The sequence below is a fragment of the Sphaerotilus montanus genome, assembly GCF_013410775.1.
Taxonomy (GTDB): domain Bacteria; phylum Pseudomonadota; class Gammaproteobacteria; order Burkholderiales; family Burkholderiaceae_C; genus Sphaerotilus; species Sphaerotilus montanus.
Window position 1 is genome coordinate 1227295 of record NZ_JACCFH010000001.1, and the last position, 22931, is coordinate 1250225.

The window sequence follows — 22931 nt, forward strand, 5'->3', positions numbered from 1 at the left end:
GCCTCAGCCGCGGCCGACGTAGGGCATCGTCGTCGCCATCACCGTCATGGTGAGCACATTGGCCGACAGCGGCAGGTTCGCCATGTGCAGCACGGCATCCGCCGCGTGCTGCACGTCCATCACCGGCTCGGTGCGCAGTTCGCCATCGGCCTGCAGCGTGCCGGCGCGCATCTTCACGGTCATGTCGGATGCGGCGTTGCCGATGTCGATCTGCCCGACGGCGATGTTCCAGCGGCGGCCGTCGAGCGACGCCGCCTTGGTCAGCCCGGTGATCGCGTGCTTGGTCGCCGTGTAGCCGATCGCCCAGGGGCGCGGGACATGGGCCGAGATCGAGCCGTTGTTGATGATCCGCCCGCCCTGCGGCGACTGCGCCTTCATCAGGCGGAAGGCTTCGCGGGTGCAGAGGAACACGCCTGTCAGGTTGGTGTCCACCGACAGCTTCCAGTTCTCCAGCGACACGTCCTCGACCGGCGCGGCGGGCGTGAACAGGCCGGCGTTGTTGAACAGCATGTCCAGCCGGCCGAAGCGGACGCGGATGGCGTCGAACAGCGCGAGCACCGAGGCCTCGTCCGTCACGTCAGCGGCGACGGCCAGCGTGCGGGCAGCCAGGTCGTCGTCGGGCTGCGCGGCCTGGGCCTCGGCGATCACGCCGTGCAGACGCTCGACGCGGCGGCCGGTGAGCACGACGGTCCAGCCGGCGCGCAGCAGGGTCAGGGTGGTGGCGCGGCCGATGCCGCTGCCGGCGCCAGTGACCAGCGCGATGCGGGGGGAAGCGTCAGAAATCAGTGTCTCGCTCATGTCCAGTCTCCATTGGGATGCATGTCGGCATCTAGGATACGCGGGACATGCCGCATGCGTTCAACTGACCAACAACAGCCCATCAAAAGACACTTTCAACAAAAATTTGCCCGATACATGATTCAATAACCATTCTGCTCTTTGCCGACATACCATCAGACCATGCTGCGCCGCTACTCGTTCACCAACTTCCAGAGCTTCTCCGACACCACCGAAGTGTCTCTGCTGCTCAACCAGAAGGTGCAGCCGCTGACCTGGGAACACACACCTGCCTCCAGCCAGCGCGTCAGCACTGTCATGGGTGTCGTCGGTCCCAATGGTTCCGGCAAGACCGCCTTGCTCAAGCCACTGGTGTTCCTGAACTGGTTCATGACGCGGTCGTTCCACTTGGCACCCGGCACCCCCATCCCGGTCACGCCACACTTGGCGACGCCCGACCGACCGATCGCTTTCGAACTGGAAGGCGAAGATGACCAAGGCATCTGGCGCTACCAACTGACACTCACCGCCGAACGGGTGCTTCATGAATCGCTGCACGAGAAACGTGAGCGATTCGGCTATGTGTTCACGCGGGACTGGAGCGCCGAACAGCAGACATACGCGATCCGCCAGCAAAACTTCGGTCTGCGGCCTAGCGAAGCCCGCAAGGTCCGCCCGAATGCATCACTCCTGTCCACCGCGGCCCAGTACGGAGTCAAAGAGGTGGAACGCTGGACAACCCGAGTGCTTGGCACGAACGTGAACATCGAAGGTCGGGTGCCCTACCACGACAATGATCTGCTGGATGCCTCGGAGTTCTTTGCAGCGCATCCTGCCTTGCGACAGCAGATGACTCGACTGCTGCGGGGCTGGGATCTAGGCTTGGAAGACATCGAACTGCGCGAGCAGGAATTTCTCCCTGCAGGCCGCGAAGGCGTGGTGAAGGTATGGATTCCCCACGGAATTCACCGCTGGCGCAATGGTGCGACCCACGCCTTGCCCTTCTGGGAAGAGTCCAGCGGCACCCGCAGTGCCTTCATCCTGCTGTCACGGCTGCTGCCCGCATTGGCCAGCGGCGGTCTAGTCGTGATCGACGAATTCGAGAACGACCTGCACCCGCACATGCTGGAGCCAATCCTGAACCTGTTCGCCAGCCCACGCACCAACCCGCACCACGCGCAGATCCTCTTCACCTGCCACGCAGCAGAGGTGTTGAACCTGCTGCACAAATCGCAAGTGATGCTGGTCGAGAAAGACGCCACTGGCGAAAGCACGGCATGGCGCCTCGACAGCGTCGTCGGTCTGCGCAACGACGACAACTTCTATGCCAAGTACATGGCCGGCGCCTACGGTGCAGTGCCGCAGGTGTGAACGCCATGGGGAAAAACCGACCTGCCCGCCATGTCAAGCGCACCCTGCTCATCGTCTGTGAGGGCGACGCCGAGGAAGCACTGCTGCGGCACCTGCGCCAGTCGTATCTGCGCGACCAGCCAGGCACCGGGATCGCGTTAACGATCAAGAATCACCATGGCAAAGGGGGTGACGGTGTCCTGCAGACCACGATCCGGATTGCCCAGCGTGATCGCCATGCCTGGGACCAGATCGCGGTGATGATCGACACGGACAAGGACTGGGGTGATGCTCAGCGCAAGCAGGCCCGCGCCAAAGGCATCCAGGCCATCGAGTCATCTCCCTGTCTGGAAGCGTGGCTGCTGGAGGTCGCGGGCAAACGACGCCCGACGGTCACCGCCGAATGCAAACGACTTTTTCTGCGCGAATTCGGTGCCGAGGCGCATGGCGACTCGATCCACGCCATCCACTTCGAGCGCCACGTGCTGGACGCCATGCGCACCCAGGTCAGCGAGCTGGACGACTTGCTGACGCTGCTGGGCGTGCCGAGTTGATCGAGGCCCCGCGCACCTCGAACCGCACCGTCTCCACCCGCCCCCCACCCAGCCGCAGCTCCAGCACATGCCGCCCCGGCCACGGCGCCCAGCTCACGCGCGCGCCCTGCCCGATGCGTTTGCCGTCGAGCCACCACTGCCCCGGCTCGCCTTCGAAGACGAGGCGCTGGACCTTGGGCGGGATGTCCGGGTCGATCGCGTACAGCGCGCCCTGCTGCGGGCTGGCGATGCCGTGGTACTGGGCGGCCGCTTGCGTGTGGCCGCCGCGGCGGATCTCGGCCTGCTCGGTGCCAGTGAGGAAATGCTCGATGCGCGCCGGCTGGGCATCGCCCGCGACGAGCTGGCGCACGACACCCGCAGGCATCGGTAGCGGACGTGACGGCTGGCCGTCGTGCAGCGCCTGCACCAGCGTGCGCCAGACGGGTGCGGCGCCGACCGTGCCGCTGACCGCCTGCATCGGCGCGCCGCTGGCGTTGCCGACCCAGACGCCGACCGTGTAGCGGTCCGTCCAGCCGACGCACCAGTTGTCGCGCAAGTCCTTGCTGGTGCCGGTCTTCACCACCGCGAAGCCGCGCGTGACGAGCGGGCTGTCGAGGCCGAAGGTGATCGCGCGGGCGGCGTTGTCCGAGAGGATGTCGCCGACCAGCCAGGCGGCGGCGGACGTGCCGACCTGCCGGCCGTTCGCGGTGCGGCCCCCGTTGGCGAGCGCGCGGTAGGCGTTGGTCAGCGCGAACAGCGTCACCTCGGCGCTGCCGAGCGCGAGCGCGGCGCCGTGGAAACCGCCGCTCTGGCGGATCGCCAGCCCGTAGGCGTTCAGGCGGTCGAACAGCGCGTCCGGCGTCAGCATCACGCCCAGGCGCACGGCGGGGATGTTCAGGCTGGCGGCCAGCGCATTGCGGGCGCTGACCCAGCCGTGGTAGGCGTGGTCGTAGTTCTGCGGGGCGTAGACGCCGCTGCCGGCCATGAGCTGCGCGGGCGCGTCTTCGAGCAGGCTGGCGGGCGTGATCAGCCGGCGCTCGAACGCCATCGCGTAGACAAACGGCTTGAGCGTCGAGCCGGGCTGGCGGCGGGTGAGCACCATGTCCACGGCCGCTGCGTCCGACAGCGCCGCGCCCGACGAGCCAACCCAGGCGCGCACCTCGCCGGTCGCGTTGTCGAGCACGAGCACGGCGCCGTCCTCGATGTGGCGCAGGCTGAGTTCGGCGAGCTGCTGGCGCAGCGCCTGGACGGCGAGGCGCTGCAGGCCAGCGTCGAGCGTCGTCGTCAGCGTGGCGGGGAACGGCGGTTTCAGCGAGCGAAGAAGGTGGCGGGCGTAGTGCGGCGCGTCGCTCGGCGGAGCGGGCTGCACGGCGCGGGCCGACGCACCCGGCACCAGCGCCCGCGACGCGACCGGCTCCAGCGCGGCGCAGTCCAGCCGCTGCTGCTGCATCAGCGCACAGGCGCGGCGCACCACCACGTCCCGCGCCGCGTTCGGCCCCCGCACCAGCGCGGCCAGCAGCGCCGACTCGGCCGCGTCCAGCCCGCTCGGGTGCTTGCCGAGCAGCACGCGCGACGCCGCCGGAATCCCGACCAGCTCGCCGCGCATCGGCACGCGGTTCAGATAAGCCTCCAGCAGTTGCGCCTTGCTCCAGCGGGCTTCCAGCTCGCGGGCTGCCGCGATCTGGCCGAGCTTGCCGACGACGCTGCGGCCCTGCGCCGGGCGGGCGTGGTCGGTGTCGATCAGGCCGGCGAGCTGCATCGTGATGGTGGACGCGCCCTGCTTCGCGCCGTCGCCCGCGAGGTTGGCCCAGGTGCTGCGGGCGAGGCCGGACCAGTCCACGCCGGTGTGGGCGTGGAAGCGGTGGTCCTCGGCGAGCACGACCGACGTACGCAGCGCGGGGGAGAAATCGGTGAGCGCGACCCAGGGCAGGCGGCGGGCGGTGGGGTCGGTGCGGATCGACTGGAGGGGGGTGCCCTGGCGGTCGAGGAGGGTGAGGGCGGAGGGGCGGTGGGCGGCGCGGACTTCCGGATACGCCGGCAGCGCTGAGGCCAGCGCCACCGGACTCGTGCCCATGCACACCAGCGCGGACATGACGGGAGCGAGAACGTGGCGAAGGAGACTCATGTGGCGGGGTGGTCAGTCCACGGACTGTATCGCCCCGACGGTTCAGCGTTTCACCGCTTCCAGCAACTTCACCATCTCCCCGAACCCCCGCGCCCGCGCCAGTTCAAGCGGCGTGCGCCCTTCCCGATCCGCCAGCCGCGCATTCGCCCCAGCGTCCAGCAGCGCCTTCAGCGTCGCCTGGTGCCGCGCCCCGCCATCCCCGAGCACGACTGCCTCGATCGCCGCCGTCCAGTGCAGGTTGTTCACATGGTCCAGCGGCGCCCCCGCGGCGATGAGCTGCCGCACCACGCCGTCATGGCCGAGATGCGCGGCGGCGATCAGCGCGGTGCCGTCATAGCGGCTGGTCACCAGCTTCGCGCTCGCGCCCAGCGACAGCAGCAGGCGCAGCGTGTCCTCGTCGTCCGCGACCGCGGCAATGGTCACGGCGTCGTAGCGGTCGTGTTCCAGCAGGCCGAGCGTGGCGCCCGCCGCGGCCAGCGCGCGGATCGCGTCGCGCTGGCGGGCGAAGGTGGCGACGTGCAGAGGCGTGCGGCCAGCGGCGTCGCGGGCATCGACTGGCGCGCCCGCGGCGAGCTGCGCCTTCAGCCGCGCCACATCGCCACGGTGCGCCGCCGCGTGCAGCCCGGTGTAGGCAGCAACCTCGGCAGCGCTAGGCGCGACCTGGGCCGACGCGGTCAGCGCCGCCCCCAGCCACGCCGCACCCGCGATCACCACGGCGCGCAGCAGAGCGGTATTCACTTCAGCAGCTCCTTGACCTTGTCGATCGCGGCCATCGCGCACTGCTCGTCAAGGTGACCACCGGGCGCACCGCCGACGCCCACCGCGCCGATCACGTCGTTGCCCGCCTTGATCGGCACGCCGCCACCAAGCAGCAGGAAGCCGGGGATGTGGACGAGGTTCGCCGCAGCCGGGTTCTTCTGCGCGCCTTCCATCATCGCCAGCGTCGTGTTGCGGGCCGAGGCGGAGGTGAAGGCCTTGTCGTGGCTGGCGGCCAGCGTGTGCGGCCCGGCGTTGTCGGCGCGCTGGACGGCGCGCACACCCCCCGAGCGGTCCACGACGGTCGCGGTGACCGCGTAGCCGCCGGCCTGGCAGGCGGCGACGGCGCCCGCGGCGATCTGGGTGGCGAGGTCGAGCGAGATCGTGCGCTCGGTGCGGACAGCTTGTGCCTGCGCGGGCAGCGTGCCGAAGGCGGCAACAGCGGTCAGGGCGAGGGCGGCGGCGAGTCGGTTCATGGGGTGTCCTGTCGGGTTCGGGTGGTGTGGGAACAGGACTTCACTGTAGGAATTCGCCCCCGCCGCCGCCATGCGCACGCCTACGCGCCGCCCTCCGTAGCGCTACGGATGCCCGGCCGGCGGCGCCTCGTCCACCAGCGCCGCGTAACGCCGGATGAGCTGCGCCAGCGACTCGGCGCCGAGCTTGGCGAACAGGTTGGCGCGGTGCGTCTCGACCGTGCGCGGCGACAGCCCGCCCAGCGCCCGGGCAATCTCCTTGTTCGTCAGCCCCGCGACGATCAGCCCGAGCACCTCCCGCTCGCGCTCCGAAAGCTGCGCGTGGCGCTCGCGGGCCTCGCGGTCGGCCTGGTGGCGTTCGCGTGAACGCACATGCTGGCGCACGGCGGTCTGCAGCGTCTCGATCAACAGCTCGTCGTCCACCGGCTTTTCGAGGAACTCGGCCGCGCCGGACTTGAACGCGCGCCGGCACAGCTCCACCGTGCCATGCCCCGTCAGCATCACCACCGGCTGGTCGACGCCCTCGGCGCGCAGCCGCTCCAGCACCGTCAGCCCGCTCAGCCCCGGCATCCGCACATCCAGCACGATGGCGCCGATCGCCTGCCGATCGAATCCGGCAAGGAAGGCCAGCGGCTCGGCCCAGGTCGTCACGCGCAGGCCGACGGTGCCGATCAGCAGCGCGAGGCTGTCGCGCACGGCGGCGTCGTCGTCGATGAGGTGGATCAGGGGTGCAGTGGTCATGGGCGTTCGGCCACCCGGGGCAGCCGCAGAGTGAAACAGGCGCCACGCGGCGGGTTCACCTCGGCCGCCAGCGCGCCACCCATGCCCTGCGCGAGGCTTTCGCACAGGCTCAGGCCGAGGCCGAGCCCGCCGGGGCGTGTGGTGTAGAAGGGCTCGAACAGCCGCGGCAGCGCGTCGTCCGGAATGCCGGGACCAGTGTCGGCCACGCGCAGCCGGCCGGCATCACCGTCGGTGTCGAGCGTGAGCACGAGGCGGCGCTCGGCGGCGTCCACCTGCTCCAGCGCCTGCAGCGCGTTCATCACGAGGTTGTGGACGATCTGCTGCACGGCCACCGCGTCGCCCTGCACCACCACCGGCGCCGCCGCGGCCACCACCTGCGGCACCACCGCCCGCCGCGCCGACTCGGGCTCCAGCAGGTGCAGCGTGTCGGCGACCAGCACGTCCAGCGCGACCGGTTGCAGCACCCGCCCCGCGTCCGGCCGCTCGACGCTGCGCCGCAGCCGCAGCAACACATCGCTGGCGCGGCGGGCCTGCGCGGCGGCCTGTTCCAGCGCCTGGCGCAGCAGCGGCGTGTCGGCCGGGTCGTGCTCCTCGTCGGCGAGCAGGCGGCGCGCGGCCTGCGTGCTGGCGAGCACGGCGGTGAGCGGCTGGTTCAGCTCGTGGGCGATGCCGGCGGCGAGTTCGCCCAGCGTGTTGAGCCGGGCGACCTGGCCCAGCCGCAGCAGTTCTTCCGCCCGGCGACGCGCCACGCGCTGCCGCCACCACGCCGCCGCCGCCGCCAGCAGCGCCGCGATCAGCGCCGAAGCCCCCGCCATCTGCCCCCACGGCAGGTCCGCCCAGCCAAAGCCGCGCTCCACGACCACCTCGAACGGCTGGCTCGGCGACGCCAGCACCTTGCGGAAGGCGTAGGGCCACGGCGCGGCGTCGGGTGCGCCGTGGCCCGCTTGCAGCACCAAGGACTGCCCGCCGAACTGCAGCGACACACGCTGCGGGTCATCGACGCGGATCGGCCACTCGCTCCACGGCACCATCGCGCGCAGGTCGAGGCGCAGCGCGTGGCTGGCCGGCTCGCCGTGCTGCACCAGCAGGTAGCGGCCTTGCGCCAGATCGATGTGCACCGACACGGCCCGGTCGAGCACCCGGGACTGCGCGTCCGCAGCTTGCAGCGCGGCGTCCCGCCAGTCGTGGCCACGGTCGCGCTGCAGCACCAAGAGTACCTGCGGATAGACCGCCGGCAGGTGCTGCTGCGGCTGGTCGTCTTCCGCACCGGATCGGGTCGGCTGCAGCAGGTTGAGCGTGGCGAGGATGGCGTCGTGCTGCGCAGCGCGCTGGCTGAGCAGGCGGTGGGCGATGCGGGCGTCGGTGTCGAAGGCCTCGCGCAGGCGGGTCAGCTCGGACTGCGCCAGGCCCACCGCCGCCAGCGTGGACAGCAGGGTCCAGGCGAGTCCGCCAAGGAGGAGGGAGCGGCGACGCGACAACATGCCGCGATGATCGCCCAAAAATAAAAGGGTCTGCCGCTCTGGCAGACCCCCCCTGATTTCATGAATCGCTCGATGAATCGATAAAAAGGTACAGATACCACGCCAAGGCCTTGACTTGCCATGCCGCGTTGGAATGAAAGATACGTCCAAGTACCTGTGAACTACACCCCCGATTCCAGGGTGATTTGTTCAAAACGAGACATCCATCACGCCAACTGGTGCCTCGCCGAAGTTCTCTGGCGCATACATCGCCTCGACGCGGCTCGGCGGCAACAGGTAGCGGCCGGCGGTGTTCAGCCGCATCGTGTACTCGACCGTGTGCGTGCCGCGCGGCAGCCAGGCGTAGTAGGCGCGCCAGGCCTCCGGCAGGCGCTCCTCGTACACGCGCCAGGCGGCTCCGCTCGACTGCTCGCCGCGGGTCGCGATCTGTGCATCCCGCCCCAGCCCGTTGCCCAGCAGCGCCCCACCCGGCGGCACCGGGTCGCTGATCACCACCCAGCCGAGGTCGGCCATCGCCGTCACCTTCAGCTGCACGCGCAGCACGTCGCCGCGGGTCCACCGGCCGGCCGTCTTCTGCTCGACCCCGGTGACGCTGCGCTCGATGCGGTAGCCGGCGCTGAACGGCGCCTTCAGCGGCACGGCGGCCAGGCTCTGCAGCGCCACCCACGGCTTGCCGGTGCCCTGCTGCGTGACCGTCAGCGTGGCCGGCGTGCTGGACGGCGCCGCCCACGGCAGGCGCATCGCCCCGCCGTCGGCCTGCTTCGCCCAGTCGAGTTCGCGCGTGGTCGTTCCGAGCGCGGCGCGGCTGCGGCCCGTGACGGGCATCGACTCGTGCACCGCCGAGAAGCGGTCCAGCGCCAGCGTGGTCCAGGCGTTGGCCGTCGTCGTCGAGAACGCGCCGCTGCGCTGGGCGTCCAGACGCGCCATCAGGCCGGTGACGAGCCGCGGCAGGTCTTCGCGCCAGCCCGCACCATCGTCCACCGCCGTCAGCAGCAGCCGCGCCGCGTTGGCGTCCGCGCCCGTCATCAGCCACCACCACGCATCGCCCGCCTCATCGGCGAACTTCATCGTCGTGCCACCCGCGACCAGCCGGGCGCGCAGCAGGTTGCGCGCCTCGTCCACGCGCTGCGCCTGCTGCGGGATGCCGTCGACGCGGCGCAGGATCGCCAGCCAGTCGATCAGCGCGCCGGTCGGCCACTGTTGCGGCGTGATCTCCAGCGAGCCGAGCAGCCGCGCCGACGCCCGGCCGTGCCGTGACAGCGCCTCGATCGCGGCGAGCTTGCGCACGTCGCGCTCCAGTGCATCCGCCCGCGGCGACGGCAGGCGGCGCTCCAACCGGCCTTCGACAAACGCGGTCAGCCCGGCCAGCATCGCCTCGCGCGGCGCGTCCGGGATCTTCCAGCCGGCCGCCTGCGACGCCGCCAGCACATAGGCCGTCAGCGCGTCGCTGCCCCCGCCCGCGCTGTCGGATGACGGCGGGAAGTAGTGCGCGAGGCCGTCGCGGTCGAGGTAGGTCGGCAGTTCGCCCACCAGCCGGGTCCACGCCGCCGTGTCGTGCAGGCCGATGGCGCGCGAGGTCTGCTGTTCCAGGCAGCGGTACGGGTACAGCTCGAAGAAGCGCCGGATGCCGGGCAGCGCGCCCGCCAGCGTCGGCTTGAGCGTCACCTGCACACCGCCCAGCCCCGGCAGCGCGTCCGCGGGCAGCGCCACCGGCCAGCTCACCGTACCGTCGAGCTGGCGGATCGTCGCCTGCTGCGCGCGCACCGGGACGGCCGGCTGCACCAGCTGCACGACCTTGATGCGGTCGCGCGCCGGCTGGTCTCCCGCGGCGACGCCCACCTCCTCGGCGCCGCCCTCCCAGGTCAGCGTCGTCACGTCCTGCGGCACCGTGACCTTCCAGCGCACTTCCGTCGCCGCGCCGGCCGCGATCGACACCTGCTGCTCCGGCTGCCCGGTGAGCGTCGCCTGGACCTTCATTGCCCGCGCCGTCGTGTTGCGCAGCGTGTAGAGCGCCTCGAACTGGTCGCCGCCGCGCACCAGCGTCGGCAGGCCGGCGAGCATCTGCAAGTCCTGGCTGACGCGGATCGACGCGCTGCCGGTGCCGAACTGGTCCACGCCGCTGTCCGCGATCGCCACGAGACGGAAGCTGGTCAGCGAATCGTTCAGCGGCACGTCGATCGTCGCCCGGCCCTGCGCGTCGAGCTTCACCGCCGGTTGCCACAGCAGCAGCGTGTCGAACAGCTCCCGCGTCGGGTTGCGACCGCCGCTGCCGCCGGGGGCGATGGCTTTGCGGCCGTAGTGGCGGCGGCCGATGATCTCGTTCTGCGCGGTGGACGTCTCCACCCCCCACGCACGCGGCTGGAACATCGCCTCCAGCAGCTCCCACGAGGTGTTCGGCATCAGCGCCAGCAGCCCCTCATCCACCGCCGCGAACGCCACCTCGCCGCCCGCCAGCGGCTGCCCGCCGCGCAGCACCTGCACCGTCGCCTTCGCCGTCTGGCGCACGCCGTACTGCGGCTGCGCGGGCGTGACCTTGACCTCCAGCCGGTGCTCGTCCAGCCCGACCCGCAGCGCCGCCACGCCCAGCTTGAACGCCGGCTTGGCCAGATCGACCATCGCGGTCGGCGCCTGGTACTCCGGCGCTTCGTGGCGCCAGGCGTTCCACCACAGCGTCGGCGCGCGCCAGCCCCAGTCGAAGAACGAATACCACGGCACATGCCGGATCCGCCCACGCAGCACCAGCGCGCTGACGTACACGTTCGGCGCCCAGGAGCCCGCGCCGGCTGCGGACGCCTTCGGGATCGGCACCTCGATCACCGGATCACTGCCGCGCAGCGTCACCACCTTCGCCTCCAGCACGCCCTCGCGCTCGACCGTCACCAGCACCGTCGCCTCGCGGAACGGCATGCGCACCTGCAGCCGCGCCGTCTCGCCCGGCTTCAGGTCGCGCTGTTCGGGGAGCAGGTCGATGCGGTCGTCGTTGTCCTGGTCGAACCAGAGTTCACCGCCCAGGCTGACCCAGACCGAGGCGGTCGACTCCGTCCGCTTGCCGGCGCTGTCGGTCGCCTGCGCGATCAGGTGGATCTCGCCCGCGCTCGTCACGTCGAGGTCGCACACCAGCAGCCCGCGCGCGTCGGTCTTGCCGCTGCAGAGCTTGCCAAGATCCTTCACCTGCTCTTTAGAGTCGTAGGCGTAGAAACCACCGACCACCTTCTGGCGCGTCGTCAGCGACGTGCGCTGCTCGCCGCGCAGCGCGACCGCCTGCCCGGCCTGCGGCTTGCCCTGCGTGTCGAGCACGACCATCTGCACCGGCACGCGCCCCTTCTGCGCCAGCCAACTGCGCGCGCGGACGCCGACCACCAGGCTCGATGGCCACAGCGTCGTCGTGCGGCCCACGGTCTGGCGCTCGCCGTTCGGGTCGTCGAAGCTTACCTCGGTGACGAGTTCGGCCGGCACCTTGAGCGCTTGCACGCTCGCGGGCAGCGCGACCTTGGCGGTGGCGGCGCCCTGCGCGTCGGTCTTCACGGGTTGGCGGTCGGCGAGCACCTGTTCGCGCACGCTGCTGACCGACTCGCCGGTCTCGGCGTTGCGGGTGTCCGGCGGCGAGAAGCTGTAGTCGCCGTAGTCGGGGAAGTGGATGTACGCCGGCCGCAGCAGCGCGTTCAGCGACGCCGCCGTCGACAGCCCGCCGCCCGACAGGTGCGTGAGCTGCACGCCGAGGCTCAGCTCGCGCGGCGCGATCTGCGGGCCAGCCGGTGCCGACAGCCGCGCATCGACCAGCGGCACCTTGAACGCCTCGACACGGAACTGCCCGGAGGACCACTGCGCCCCGCCCTTGCGCTTGAGCGTCACGTCGTAGAAGCCCTGCTTGGCCGCTTTCGGAGTCGCCCAGCGCATCGCCCGCGCAAAGGGAAGCGTCACCACCTCGCCCGTGGCCACGTGGGTGATGTCCACCTCGTCGGGCTGCTGATCGGCCTTGAACGCCGCCAGGCCGCGCTCGGTCTCGTGGCGCAGCCAGTGTTTCATCGACACCGTCTCGCCGACGCGCAGCAGCGTGCGGTCGAACACCGTGTGGGCGCGCACCGCGTTGCGGTCGTCGAGCGGGCCGCTGGCGGTCGGGTGGTTGAAGCGCCAGGACTCGATGCCCTGGCTCCAGCCGCTGAACACGAACGACAGGTCGCGCCCGCCGTCCGCTCGCGCCGGGCTGCGGGCCGTCACGAACAGGCCGTTGTCGGTGAGGCACTGGTCGTAGGTCACCTCGAACCCACGCGGAATCCGCGCCACCCCCTGCGCATCGGTGCGACCGGACCAGAGCACGTCGCCGCGGCAGTCATTCACCGCCACGTCCGCGTTCGCCACCGGCTGCGCGCGGTCGAGCGTCGTCACCCAGACGAGGCTGGACGTGCGCCCGCGCTTGAAATGCACCCCCATCGGCGTCACCAGCACACCGGCGCGGACGTACATCGGCGCCTCCCGGTCCAGCAACTGCCGGCCGAGCACGCGCGAAGAGATCTCGACGACGTGGTAGCCCGAGCGCGTCAGCGGCAGGCCGAGCACCTCGGTCGCGCCGGGCGTCTTGGCGGTGTCCGCACCGGGGCCGGGCAGGTCGCTGCGCTGCACCTCGGTTTCCTTGGCCAGCAGCGACAGCTCGCGGGTGCCGACGATGCGGTCCCGCGTCACCTTGCGCGGCTTGCCGTCGTCGCCGGTCACGGTCTCGGTGACCTTCCAGTCCTTCTGGGGCAGACCGGCTTCCCGGGCGGTGAAGCTGCTCTCGTGGTGGCGCTGCACCTTGGCGAACCACTGCAGCAAGTCCTTGTCGGACACGCCCGCGTCGAGCGTCTTGATGTTCAGCCGCGCCTTCGGTGGCGGGCCGCTGCCTTCGTGGACATGGCGCACCGTGATCGGCAGCATCCCCGGCTCGGCGGCGGTGCCCAGTTCGACCACGCCGAACGGCGCCGCGGCGAACTTGGCCAGCGGCGGCATCCCGCCGGTCGCCGTCTGCAGCGGAAAGGCCGACGCGTTCGCCAGCGCGCGGCCGGAGGCGTCGCGGAAGTCCTTGGGCAGCGTGAGCTGGTAGCGCATGCGCTCGTCCAGCGGCGAGGGGAAATCGATGGCCTCGACCGTCGCCTCGGTCGCGTCGCGGGCGAGCTTCGGCGCGATCCCGCTGCCCTGCCCGTCCGCGCGCGCCAGGCGGATCTGCGCCGCCACCTCGCGCGCGACCGGCGCAGAGAAACGCACCTGCATCGGCCGCAGCGGGATGCACGGCGCCTCGGCCCGCTCGCGCTCGCAGGTGAACTCGGCGGTGAAGCGCTCGCGCACCTCCCACTCGAAGCGGCGCGGCGCGCGGGTGACGACCTTCGGGTTGTTGGCCGCGGCGATGCCCGGCCCCCACACCAGCTTCACCCCCGCAGCGGGCGGCAGCGGGCGCTGACAGGTCAGCACGGCCACGCGCTCGGCGTCCCGGTCCTTGATCTGCTGGCTCTTCAGCAGCGCGGCGCGCGGTGCCCCGTCGACCCAGACCACGGGCACCCGCTCGCCGACGCCCTGCACTTCGCACCAGGCGTTGCGGCGCACCGTGTCGGCGACGACCTGGCCGTTCAGGCGCAGCAGCCAGTGCTGGTCCTCCTCGACCTGCGCGCCTTCGTACGGCTCGACCGACAGCACCGCCGGCCCGCCCGACGAGAAGCGGAACTCGCGCGGCCCGTGGAGCGTGCCGTTCAGCGGCTTCCAGGTCGGCGCGATCGTCAGCTGGCACGCGACGCCGGGGGGCAGCGCGTCGTTCAGGTCGTAGGCCCACTCGCGGTCGCTGGTCCAGCGGCGGCTGCCGGCGGGTGCCGCCGTGGCACCCAGGCCTTCGCAGCGCAGCGTGGCCGGATCGGGCAAGGCGGGCGAACCGAACGGCACGACCGCCGTGTCGAAGCGCAGGCGGATCTGCACCGCCTCGGACACCTCGCCGCTGGGCGTCGCCGTGACCACCCGGGCCGCCTGTGCTGCACCGGCCAGCGTCCAGCCTGCCAGCATTGCCGCCATCCACCTTGCCACCGTCCTGCTGCGCGTCGAGCCCATCACGCCCTCCTGTTCGAGCGCACAGTCTATGTCCGGCGTTCCCAGTGCCAGTCCCGGATTTCCGGCAGATCCTCGCCGTGCTCGGCGATGTGCTGCTGGTGGCGCTCCACCCGGGCCCCGTAGCGCGCCGTGGCCTGCGCGAGCTGCCCGGCCAGGCGCGGCACGTGGCGGACCACATCCAGCGCGAGCTGGTAGCGGTCGAGGTGGTTGCGCACCACCATGTCGAAGGGCGTCGTGGTCGAGCCGGACTCCTGGAAGCCCCGGACGTGGAAATTGCCGTGGTTGCGGCGCCGGTAGGTGAGCTTGTGGACCATCGCCGGGTAGCCGTGGAAGGCGAAGACCACGGGCCGGTCGGTGGTGAACAGGTCGTCGAAGTCGCGGTCGGGCAGTCCGTGCGGGTGCTGCGACGGGGCTTGCAGCACCATCAGGTCCACGACGTTGACGACGCGGATGCGCAGGTCCGGCACCTCCTGGCGCAGCAGCAGCACGGCGGCCAGCGTTTCGAGCGTCGGCACGTCGCCGGCGCAGGCCATCACCACATCGGGTTCCTCGTCGCCGGTGTCGCTGTCGTCGCCCTGCCCCGCCCAGTCCCAGACCCCCGCGCCGGCGCTGCAGTGGCGCACGGCGGCGTCCATGTCCAGCCACTGCCACTCGGGCTGCTTGCCAGCGACGATGGCGTTGATGGTGTGGCGGCTGCGCAGGCAGTGGTCGACCACGCAGAGCAGGCAGTTCGCGTCCGGCGGCAGGTAGATGCGCACCACGTCGGCCCGCTTGTTGGCCAGCTGGTCGATGAAGCCGGGGTCCTGGTGCGACAGGCCGTTGTGGTCCTGGCGCCAGACGTGCGAGGTGAGCAGCAGGTTGAGCGAGGCCAGCGGCGCGCGCCACGGGATCTGGCGGCTGACCTGGAGCCACTTGGCGTGCTGGCTGACCATCGAGCCGACGATCGGCAGGAAGGCTTCGTAGCACGAGAACAGCCCGTGGCGCCCGGTGAGCAGGTAGCCCTCCAGCCAGCCTTCGCAGAGGTGCTCGCTCAGCACCTCCATCACGCGGCCGTCGGCGCTGAGGTGGGTGTCGGTCGGCAGGACCTCGGCCATCCACGCCTTGCCGGTGGCCTCGAAGACGGCGTCGAGCCGGTTCGAGGCCGTCTCGTCCGGCCCGAAGAGGCGGAAGTTGCGCTGGTCGAGGTTGCGCGCCACCACATCGCGCAGCCAGGTGCCCAGCACCCGCGTGGCCTCGGCCTGCACGCCGCCCGGTGTCGGCACCGCCACCGCGTGGTCGCGGAACGGCGGCAGCGACAGCGCCTGCAGCAGCTGGCCGCCGTTGGTGTGCGGGTTGCTGCCCATGCGGCGCGGGCCGGTGGGCGCCAGGGCCGCCAGTTCCTCGTGCAGGCGACCGTCCGCGTCGAACAGCGTGCGGGGGTCGTAGCTCTGCAGCCAGTCGTCGAGGAGCTGCAGGTGGCCGGGCGCCCGGACGTTGGCGATCGGCACCTGGTGGGCGCGCCAGGTGCCTTCGACCGGCAGGCCATCGACCACCTTCGGCCCGGTCCAGCCCTTGGGGGTGCGCAGGACGATCATCGGCCAGCGCGGCCGCGCCGGATGGGCGGGCTGGTCCGGCGTGCGGGCGTCGCGCTGGATGCAGCGGATGTGGTCCAGCGCCTTGTCGAGCGTGCCGGCCAGGCACTGGTGGACCAGCGCCGGGTCATCGCCTTCGACGAAATGCGGTTCGTAGCCGTGGCCGTGCAGCAGCTCGAACAGCTCGGGACGTCCGATGCGCGCCAGCAGCGACGGGTTGGCGATCTTGTAGCCGTTGAGGTGCAGGATCGGCAGCACGGCACCGTCGTGCGCCGGATTCAGGAACTGGTTCGACTGCCAGCTCGCCGCGAGCGGGCCGGTCTCGGCCTCGCCATCGCCGATGACGCAGGCGACGACCAGGTCCGGGTTGTCGAACGCCGCCCCGTAGGCGTGCGCCAGCGAGTAGCCCAGCTCGCCGCCTTCGTGGATCGAGCCGGGCGTTTCCGGCGCGACGTGGCTCGGGATGCCGCCCGGCCACGAGAACTGGCGGAACAGCCGGCGCAGCCCGCTGCGGTTGCGCTCGATCGCGGGGTAGTGCTCGGTGTACGAGCCTTCGAGGTAGGTGCTCGCCACGATGCCCGGCCCGCCGTGCCCGGGGCCGACGACGAGCATCAGGTTCAGGTCGTGGGCGGCGATGAGCCGGTTCAGGTGCACGTAGAGCAGGTTCAGCCCCGGCGTCGTGCCCCAGTGGCCGAGCAGCCGCGGCTTGACATGTGCCAGCGTGAGCGGCACGTCGAGCAGCGGGTTCTCCTGCAGGTAGATCTGGCCGACCGACAGGTAGTTGGCGGCCCGCCAGGCGGCGTGCATCCGGCGCAGCAAGTCAGGCGACAGGGACTCGGACATCCCGGCATTCGCGGCCAAGGCGGCCTTCACGGCGTGCCGAACTTCTGCTTGGCCGTTTCGGTGCACAGCGCCCGCGGATCACCGACCAGCGGGTCGCACTTCCGGATCGCGGCGTCGTAGTCGGCGCGGGTCATCGGGGCGGCTTGGGCCACCGGCAGCAGCACGGCGGCGACCGGCACGGCCGCGCCCAGGGTGAGAAGCTTGTTCATGGGGAACCTTTGTTTCACGTGACAACAACCCAGTATGGGAATCCCGCGCCGCGTCCGGCAGCAGGCAGCAGGCAGCGCCACAGCGCCTGCAGGACAGGGCCTATGCCGTGCGGGCGGTCAGTCCCGGGTGCCACAGCAGCTGCTCGTGCGCCGCGGCGACCACGTGCGCGACATCGAAGCCGCAGGCCGCCTGCACCACCGCCCCTGGCGCCGAGTGCCCGAAGCCGGTCATGCCGATCACCACGCCGTCCGCGCCGACATGGCGCTCCCAGCCCAGCGGCGAGGCGGCCTCGACTGCCACCCGCGCCAGCAGTTCGGGCGGCAGCACCCGGTCGCGGTAGTCGGCGCTCTGGGCCTCGAAGAGATCCCACGAGGGCATGCTGACGACGCGTGCCGCGATGCCCTCGGCACCGAGCTGCTCGAAGGCGGCCAGGCAGAGCGCCACCTCGCTGCCTGTGCCGATCAGCAGCACCTCGGGCGCGCGGCCATCGGACGGATCGGCCAGCACGTAAGCGCCGCGGGCCACGCCGCGCGCGCTGCCGTAGCGGGTGCGGTCCAGCGTCGGCAGCGCCTGGCGCGACAGCACGAGGCTCACCGGCCGGTCGGTGCACTGCATCGCCACCCGCCAGGCCTCGGCCACCTCGTTGGCGTCGGCCGGACGCAGCACCACCATGCCCGGCAGCGCGCGCAGTGCAGCGAGCTGTTCGACGGGCTGGTGGGTCGGGCCGTCCTCGCCCATGGCGATCGAGTCGTGGGTCCACAGATAGAGCACCGGCAGGCCCATCATCGCGCTGAGCCGGATCGCCCCGCGCCCGTAGTCGGAGAAGACCAGGAAGCTGGCCGCGAACGGGCGCAGGCCGGACAGCGCCAGCCCGTTGGAGATGGCGCACATCGCGTGTTCGCGCACGCCGAAGTGCAGGTTGCGACCCTGGTAGTCGCCTGCGCCACCGCCACCACCGGGTGGCTCGAAGTCACCGGCGTGGTCGCCGAGGCGCGTCTTCGTGGAAGGTCCGAGGTCCGCGGCGCCGCCGATCAGCCAGGGCACGCGGGCCGCGATCGCGTTGAGCACCTGGCCGGACGCCTCGCGCGTGGCCAGCCCGCGGGCATCGGCGGCGAAGGTCGGCCAGTGGGCGTCCCAGCCAGGTGGCAAGGTGCGGTGCTGCATCTGGTCGAGCTGCAGGGCCAATGTCGGGTAACGCGCCCGGTAGGCGGCGAAGCGCTCGGTCCACGCTCCGTAGGCCTGTGCGCCACGCTGGCCGAATTTCGCCGCGAAATGCGCCCGCACGCCCTCGGGCACCACGAAGCTCGCGTCCGGATCGACGCCGTAGAAGCGCTTGGTCAGCCGCACCTCTTCGGCGCCGAGCGGCTCGCCATGGGCTTCCTTCGTGTCCGCCTTGTGCGGGGCGCCATAGCCGATGGTGCTCTGCACGATGATGAGCGTGGGCCGGTCGGTGGTCTCCACGAAGGTGTGCAGCGCGCGGGTCAGCGCGCCGAGGTCATTGGCGTCGGCGACACGCAGCACCTGCCAGCCCTGCGCAGCGAAGCGCGCGCCGACGTCCTCGGTGAAGGCGATCGTGGTCGAGCCTTCGATGCTGATGCGGTTGCAGTCGTAGAGCCAGCAGAGGTGGGCGAGCTGCAGGTGGCCGGCCAGCGAGGCGGCCTCGGCGCTCAGGCCCTCCATCAGGTCGCCGTCGCCGCACAGGGCGTAGACGCGGTGGTCGAACAGGCGGTGGTCGGGGCGGTTGTAGGTGGCGGCCAGCCAGGCCTGGGCGATGGCCTGGCCGACGCTGGTGGCGATGCCCTGGCCGAGCGGGCCGGTGGTGGTCTCCACGCCCGCGGTCACGCCATGCTCCGGGTGGCCGGTGCAGTGGCTGCCGAGCTGACGAAACCGCTGCAGGTCGTCCATCGACACCGCCTCGGCGCCAGCCGCGTCCCGCACGCCGCAGAGGTGCAGCAGCCCGTAGAGCAAGGCCGACGCGTGGCCGCCAGACAGCACGAAGCGGTCCCGGTCCGGCCAGGTGGTGTCTTGCGGATCGAAGCGCAGGAAGCGCTGCCACAGCGTGTAGGCGATCGGCGCGGCCCCCATGGGCGTGCCGGGGTGGCCGGACTGCGCCTGCTCGACCGCATCGATCGCCAGCGTGCGCAGGGTGTCGATGCAGCGCCGGTCGAGCGGCGAGGTGTCGTTCGTGGCGGTCGGGTCAGTGGTCATGTGCAATCTCCCCAAGGTGCCGCCGTTTGTAGCGGCCCGCGGGCGCACATGTCTGTTCGTCAGCGCACGATCCCGGCCCACAGGCCGGAGTGGGCGCTCAGTGCAGCACCAGCAGCGGCACCTTGGTGCGCGACATCACGTTCTTGGTGTGCGAGCCGAACAGCAACTCGCCAAACACGCCGCGGCCGTGCGTGACCATGACGATCAGGTCGGCCTTGACGATGTCGGCCACCTCGGCGATGACGGCGTCGGTCTGGTCACTGCGGCGGTATTCGCTCTCGAACGTGACACCGGCCGCCTTGGCACGGTCCGCAAAGGCCTGCAGCACCTTGTGGGCGTGGGCATCGGTGCGGGCCTCGTGGGCCTCGATCTGCTTGACGAAGGTGGTCGGGCTGGCACTGACGGCCGACAGCGGAATGTCGGATTCGACGACAAAACCGGTGATCGTCGCGCCCAGCGAACTGGCCAGCGCGATGCTGGACTCCATGGCGCGCAGAGACAGCTCGGAGCCATCGACGGGAACGAAGAGGTGCTTGAACATGGCGGGATCCTGGTGGGGTGCCCGGAGGGGCGATGTGCCCACTCTAGGCGTCCACCACGCCACCAGACTTGATCTTCGTCAGCCATGCCCGCGACTGTTTCGGATCGCGGAACACCAGCGGCCGCTCCGGCACCACGCCCGCATCGGCCGCCGCCACCGCCGCCTGCACGAGGGCGTGCCGCTCGCTCTTCGGGCAGACCGGATCGGTCGCCGCCGGATCCCCCGCCAGCAAAAACGCCTGGCAGCGGCAGCCGCCCAGATCCTTCTCCTTGTCCGGACAGGTGACGCAAGCGCCCTTCATCCAGCCGGTGCCGCGGTAGCGGTTGAAGCCTTCGCTGTCGTGCCAGATGTGGCGCACGTCGTGTTCACGCACGTTCGGAAAGGCCAGCCCCGGCAGCATCTTCGCGGTGTGGCAGGGCAGCGCGGTGCCGTCCGGCGCAATGGTCAGGAAGATGTTGCCCCAGCCGTTCATGCACTTCTTCGGCTTGCCCTCGTGGTAATCGGGCGCCACGAAGAACAGCTTCATCCGGTCGGCCACCTTGACGCGCCAGGCGTCGGTCACGGCCTCGGCGCGGCGGATCTGCTCGCTGGTTGGCAGCAGGTGGTCGCGGTTCAGGTGCGCCCAGGAGTAGTACTGCGAGTTCGCCAGCTCCAGGTACTCGGCGCCGAGCGCGTCCGCCATCGCGATGATGCGGTCGATGTGGTCGATGTTGAGGCGGTGGATCACCACGTTCATCACCATCGGCCAGCCCAGCGCCTTGATGGTCTCGCCGACTTCCTGCTTGAGCTGGAAGGTCTTGGTGTGGCTGAGGAAGTCGTTCAGCTCGCGGGTCGAGTCCTGGAAGCTGAGCTGCACATGGTCGAGGCCGGCCGCCTTCAGCGCATGCGCCCGCTCCTTCGTCAGCCCGACGCCGGAGGTGAGCAGGTTCGTGTAGTAGCCCAGCCGGTGCGCCTCGGCAATCAGCTCTTCGAGGTCATCGCGCACCAGCGGCTCGCCGCCGGAGAAGCCGCACTGCACGGCGCCCAGTTGCCGCGCCTCGCGCAGCACGCGCAGCCAGTCGGCAGTGGAGAGTTCGTCCGCGCGTTCGGTCTTCGCGAAGTCGACCGGGTTGTAGCAGAACACGCAGTGCAGCGGGCAGCGGTAGGTCACCTCCGCCAGCAGCCACAGCGGCGGGCCGATGACCGGCGCAGTCGGCTGCGAGGTCACGCCAGCTCCACCCAGCGCTGCTGGCGCGCCATGTCGAGGAAGGCGTCGACATCCGGCCGCAGCCCGGTCGCGCCGAAGGCGGTTTCCAGGTCGGCGACGATCTCGGCGACGCTGGCCGTGCCGGTGCAGCGGGTCAGGATCTCGCCTGCGCTGCGGTTGAGTTTCACCATGCCTTCGGGGTAGAGCAGGACGTGGCAGTCCTGCGCGGCTTCCCATTGGAGCCGGAAACCGCGGGCCACGCGCGGCATCGTGCCGGCATCGCCGCTCACGGATTGACTCCGTAGCGCTGCGCCATCGCGTCGTTCATCGCCCAGAGGATGTCGAGCTTGAAGCGCAGGATCTCCAGCGCCCGCTCCTGCTGCTCACGGGTGCGGAAGTGGCCGAGCGTGACCGCCAGCCCCTGCTCCACGTCGCGCCGCGCCTGGCTGACGCGGTTGCGGAAGTAGGACAGGCCCTCGGCGTCGATCCAGGCGTAGTGCTCCGGCCAGGTCGCCAGGCGCTGCTTGTGGATCTCGGGCGCGAACAGCTCGGTCAGCGAGGAGCACACCGCCTCCTGCCACGGCGCGTGGCGCGCGAAGTTGACGTAGGCATCAACCGCGAAGCGCACCGCCGGCACGACATGGCGCAGGTCGGTGATCTCCTCGCGTGTCAGGCCGACCGCCAAGCCCAGCCGGATCCACGCCTCGATGCCGCCCTCGTCGCGCACCACCGCCCCGTCGGGCGCGCGGAACTCGAAGCCGTCGTGGTCGAGGATGCGCTGGATCCACTCGCGCCGCACCTCCCGGTCAGGGCAGTTCGACAGCACCGCGGCGTCCTTCACCGGGATCGCGATCTGGTAATAGAACCGGTTCGCCACCCAGCCGCGGATCTGCTCCGGCGTCGCCCGGCCGGTGTTCAGCATGACGTTGAAGGGGTGGTGGATGTGGTAGCTCTTGCCCTGCTCGCGCAGGTGGGCCTCGAAGGTGGCGGCGTCCCAGGCGGGCGCGTCCGGGTCGCGCGGCCGGAAGACGGCCGGGGCATTGAACGGGGTCAAAACGAGATCTCCAGCCCGTCGAAGCTGACTTCGACACCCGCCGCCTCGACCGCCTGCCGCTCGGGCGAGGCTTCGTCGAGGATCGGGTTGGTGTTGTTGATGTGGATGAGCAGCTTGCGGGTCGTCGCCGGCAGGCGGCCGAGCCACTCCAGCATCCCGCCCGCGCCAGACTGCGGCAGGTGGCCGATGCTGCGGCCCGTCTTCTGCGAGAAACCGAGGCGGATCATCTCGTCGTCGGTCCAGAAGGTGCCGTCCACCATCACCACGTCGGCGGTGGACATCGCCTCCCAGACAGCCGGGCTGATCTCGCCGAGGCCGGGGGCGTAGAACACGCGGCGGCCGGTGGCGACGTTCTCGAAGACGAGGCCGATGTTGTCGCCGGGCACGGGCGACTCGCGGTGCGGCGAGTACGGCGCTGGCTTGCTGTCGAGCGGCAGCGCGGTGAGGCGCAGGTCGGCGACACCGGGGATGGTGAACGCGGTGCCGTCGAGGGGCAGCTCGTTCCACGCCACGCCGCAGTAGTGCGACAGCACGCGCAGGATCGGGTTGCCGAGGCTCAGGTCGTCGTGCGCCGGGCGCGTGGTCCACAGCGGCAGCGGCGTGCCGCGCTCGCGCAGCATGTACAGGCCGGTGCTGTGGTCGATCTGGCCGTCACACAGCAGCACGCCCGCGATGCCCGTGTCGCGCACGGCGCGGGCGGGCTGCAGCGCGGGGCTGCGCTGCAGCTGCGTCAGCATGTCAGGGGAAGCGTTGACCAGCAGCCAGTCGTCCGGGCCGCCGACGGCGACGGACGACTGGGTGCGGGCGCGGTGGTTCGGGGATCCCGCCCGCACGGCGGTGCATTGCACGCAGTTGCAGTTCCACTGCGGAAATCCACCGCCAGCGGCCGAGCCGAGCACCCGCAGTTTCATGGTGTCGTCCCGGGGCTCAGCGGGCCGCGACGTACATCGTGATCTCGAAGCCGAAACGGAAGTCGCAGGCGGTGGGGGTTTGCCAGGTCATCGTGAAACTCCTTC

Annotated in this window: 18 protein-coding genes; 2 read left to right on the plus strand and 16 right to left on the minus strand. The window is 70.9% G+C overall.

Translation table 11 applies throughout. The annotated features are described in order from the left end of the window. Positions 1-3: 3 nt before the first annotated feature. Positions 4-798: an SDR family oxidoreductase gene (locus tag BDD16_RS05390; RefSeq protein WP_179632999.1), complete on the minus strand. Its 795-nt coding sequence runs from the start codon at positions 796-798 to the stop codon at positions 4-6. A gap of 162 nt (positions 799-960) precedes the next feature. On the opposite strand from BDD16_RS05390, the gene BDD16_RS05395 reads away from it, so the two are divergent. Both BDD16_RS05395 and BDD16_RS05400 read left to right on the plus strand, forming a co-directional pair. After that, positions 961-2148 (plus strand): AAA family ATPase, encoded by a 1188-nt coding sequence (locus tag BDD16_RS05395; protein ID WP_179633000.1) that lies wholly within the window; start codon positions 961-963, stop codon positions 2146-2148. A 5-nt stretch (positions 2149-2153) separates the two neighbouring features. Continuing rightward, on the plus strand, positions 2154-2681 hold the full coding sequence (locus BDD16_RS05400) for an RloB family protein (RefSeq protein WP_246332699.1): 528 nt from the start codon (positions 2154-2156) through the stop codon (positions 2679-2681). Here the strand turns inward: BDD16_RS05400 and pbpC are convergent. The 15 genes from pbpC to pqqA form a co-directional block, all read right to left on the minus strand. Then, the gene (gene pbpC / locus BDD16_RS05405) at positions 2635-4785 is read right to left on the minus strand and encodes a penicillin-binding protein 1C (protein WP_179633002.1); all 2151 of its coding nucleotides are present in this window, start codon (positions 4783-4785) and stop codon (positions 2635-2637) included. The genes BDD16_RS05400 and pbpC overlap by 47 nt on opposite strands. A gap of 42 nt (positions 4786-4827) precedes the next feature. Beyond that, complete coding sequence (locus BDD16_RS05410) at positions 4828-5511, minus strand: ankyrin repeat domain-containing protein (protein WP_179636012.1); 684 nt, start codon at positions 5509-5511, stop codon at positions 4828-4830. Positions 5512-5519: 8 nt separating this feature from the next. Beyond that, positions 5520-6017, minus strand: coding sequence for a GlcG/HbpS family heme-binding protein (locus BDD16_RS05415; protein WP_179633003.1), 498 nt, complete (start codon positions 6015-6017; stop codon positions 5520-5522). 102 nt (positions 6018-6119) lie between these two features. Further along, entirely contained in the window at positions 6120-6755 is a 636-nt protein-coding gene (locus BDD16_RS05420; protein ID WP_179633004.1) for a response regulator transcription factor, read from the minus strand. Further along, entirely contained in the window at positions 6752-8236 is a 1485-nt protein-coding gene (locus tag BDD16_RS05425) for a sensor histidine kinase (protein ID WP_179633005.1), read from the minus strand. Before BDD16_RS05425 ends, BDD16_RS05420 begins: the two co-directional genes overlap by 4 nt. Positions 8237-8425: 189 nt before the next feature. Then, positions 8426-14257, minus strand: coding sequence for an alpha-2-macroglobulin family protein (locus tag BDD16_RS05430; RefSeq protein WP_246332475.1), 5832 nt, complete (start codon positions 14255-14257; stop codon positions 8426-8428). A gap of 71 nt (positions 14258-14328) precedes the next feature. Then, positions 14329-16716, minus strand: coding sequence for a phosphoketolase family protein (locus tag BDD16_RS05435; RefSeq protein ID WP_179633007.1), 2388 nt, complete (start codon positions 16714-16716; stop codon positions 14329-14331). 26 nt (positions 16717-16742) lie between these two features. Beyond that, on the minus strand, positions 16743-16925 hold the full coding sequence (locus tag BDD16_RS05440) for a hypothetical protein (protein WP_179633008.1): 183 nt from the start codon (positions 16923-16925) through the stop codon (positions 16743-16745). A gap of 100 nt (positions 16926-17025) precedes the next feature. Beyond that, entirely contained in the window at positions 17026-19134 is a 2109-nt protein-coding gene (gene tkt / locus BDD16_RS05445) for a transketolase (RefSeq protein ID WP_179633009.1), read from the minus strand. A gap of 97 nt (positions 19135-19231) precedes the next feature. Next, positions 19232-19675, minus strand: a complete 444-nt coding sequence (locus tag BDD16_RS05450) for a universal stress protein (RefSeq protein ID WP_179633010.1) — start codon at positions 19673-19675, stop codon at positions 19232-19234. 43 nt (positions 19676-19718) lie between these two features. Then, positions 19719-20882, minus strand: coding sequence for a pyrroloquinoline quinone biosynthesis protein PqqE (gene pqqE / locus BDD16_RS05455; protein WP_179633011.1), 1164 nt, complete (start codon positions 20880-20882; stop codon positions 19719-19721). After that, entirely contained in the window at positions 20879-21130 is a 252-nt protein-coding gene (gene pqqD, locus BDD16_RS05460) for a pyrroloquinoline quinone biosynthesis peptide chaperone PqqD (protein ID WP_179636013.1), read from the minus strand. Before pqqD ends, pqqE begins: the two co-directional genes overlap by 4 nt. 17 nt (positions 21131-21147) lie before the next feature. After that, a complete protein-coding gene (pqqC, locus tag BDD16_RS05465) occupies positions 21148-21915 on the minus strand; it encodes a pyrroloquinoline-quinone synthase PqqC (protein ID WP_179633012.1) in 768 nt (255 codons plus the stop codon). Next, positions 21912-22826 (minus strand): pyrroloquinoline quinone biosynthesis protein PqqB, encoded by a 915-nt coding sequence (gene pqqB, locus BDD16_RS05470; RefSeq protein WP_179633013.1) that lies wholly within the window; start codon positions 22824-22826, stop codon positions 21912-21914. The genes pqqC and pqqB overlap by 4 nt, the downstream gene beginning before the upstream one ends. 16 nt (positions 22827-22842) lie before the next feature. Beyond that, positions 22843-22917, minus strand: coding sequence for a pyrroloquinoline quinone precursor peptide PqqA (pqqA, locus tag BDD16_RS23380; RefSeq protein ID WP_179636014.1), 75 nt, complete (start codon positions 22915-22917; stop codon positions 22843-22845). Positions 22918-22931 lie beyond the last annotated feature (14 nt).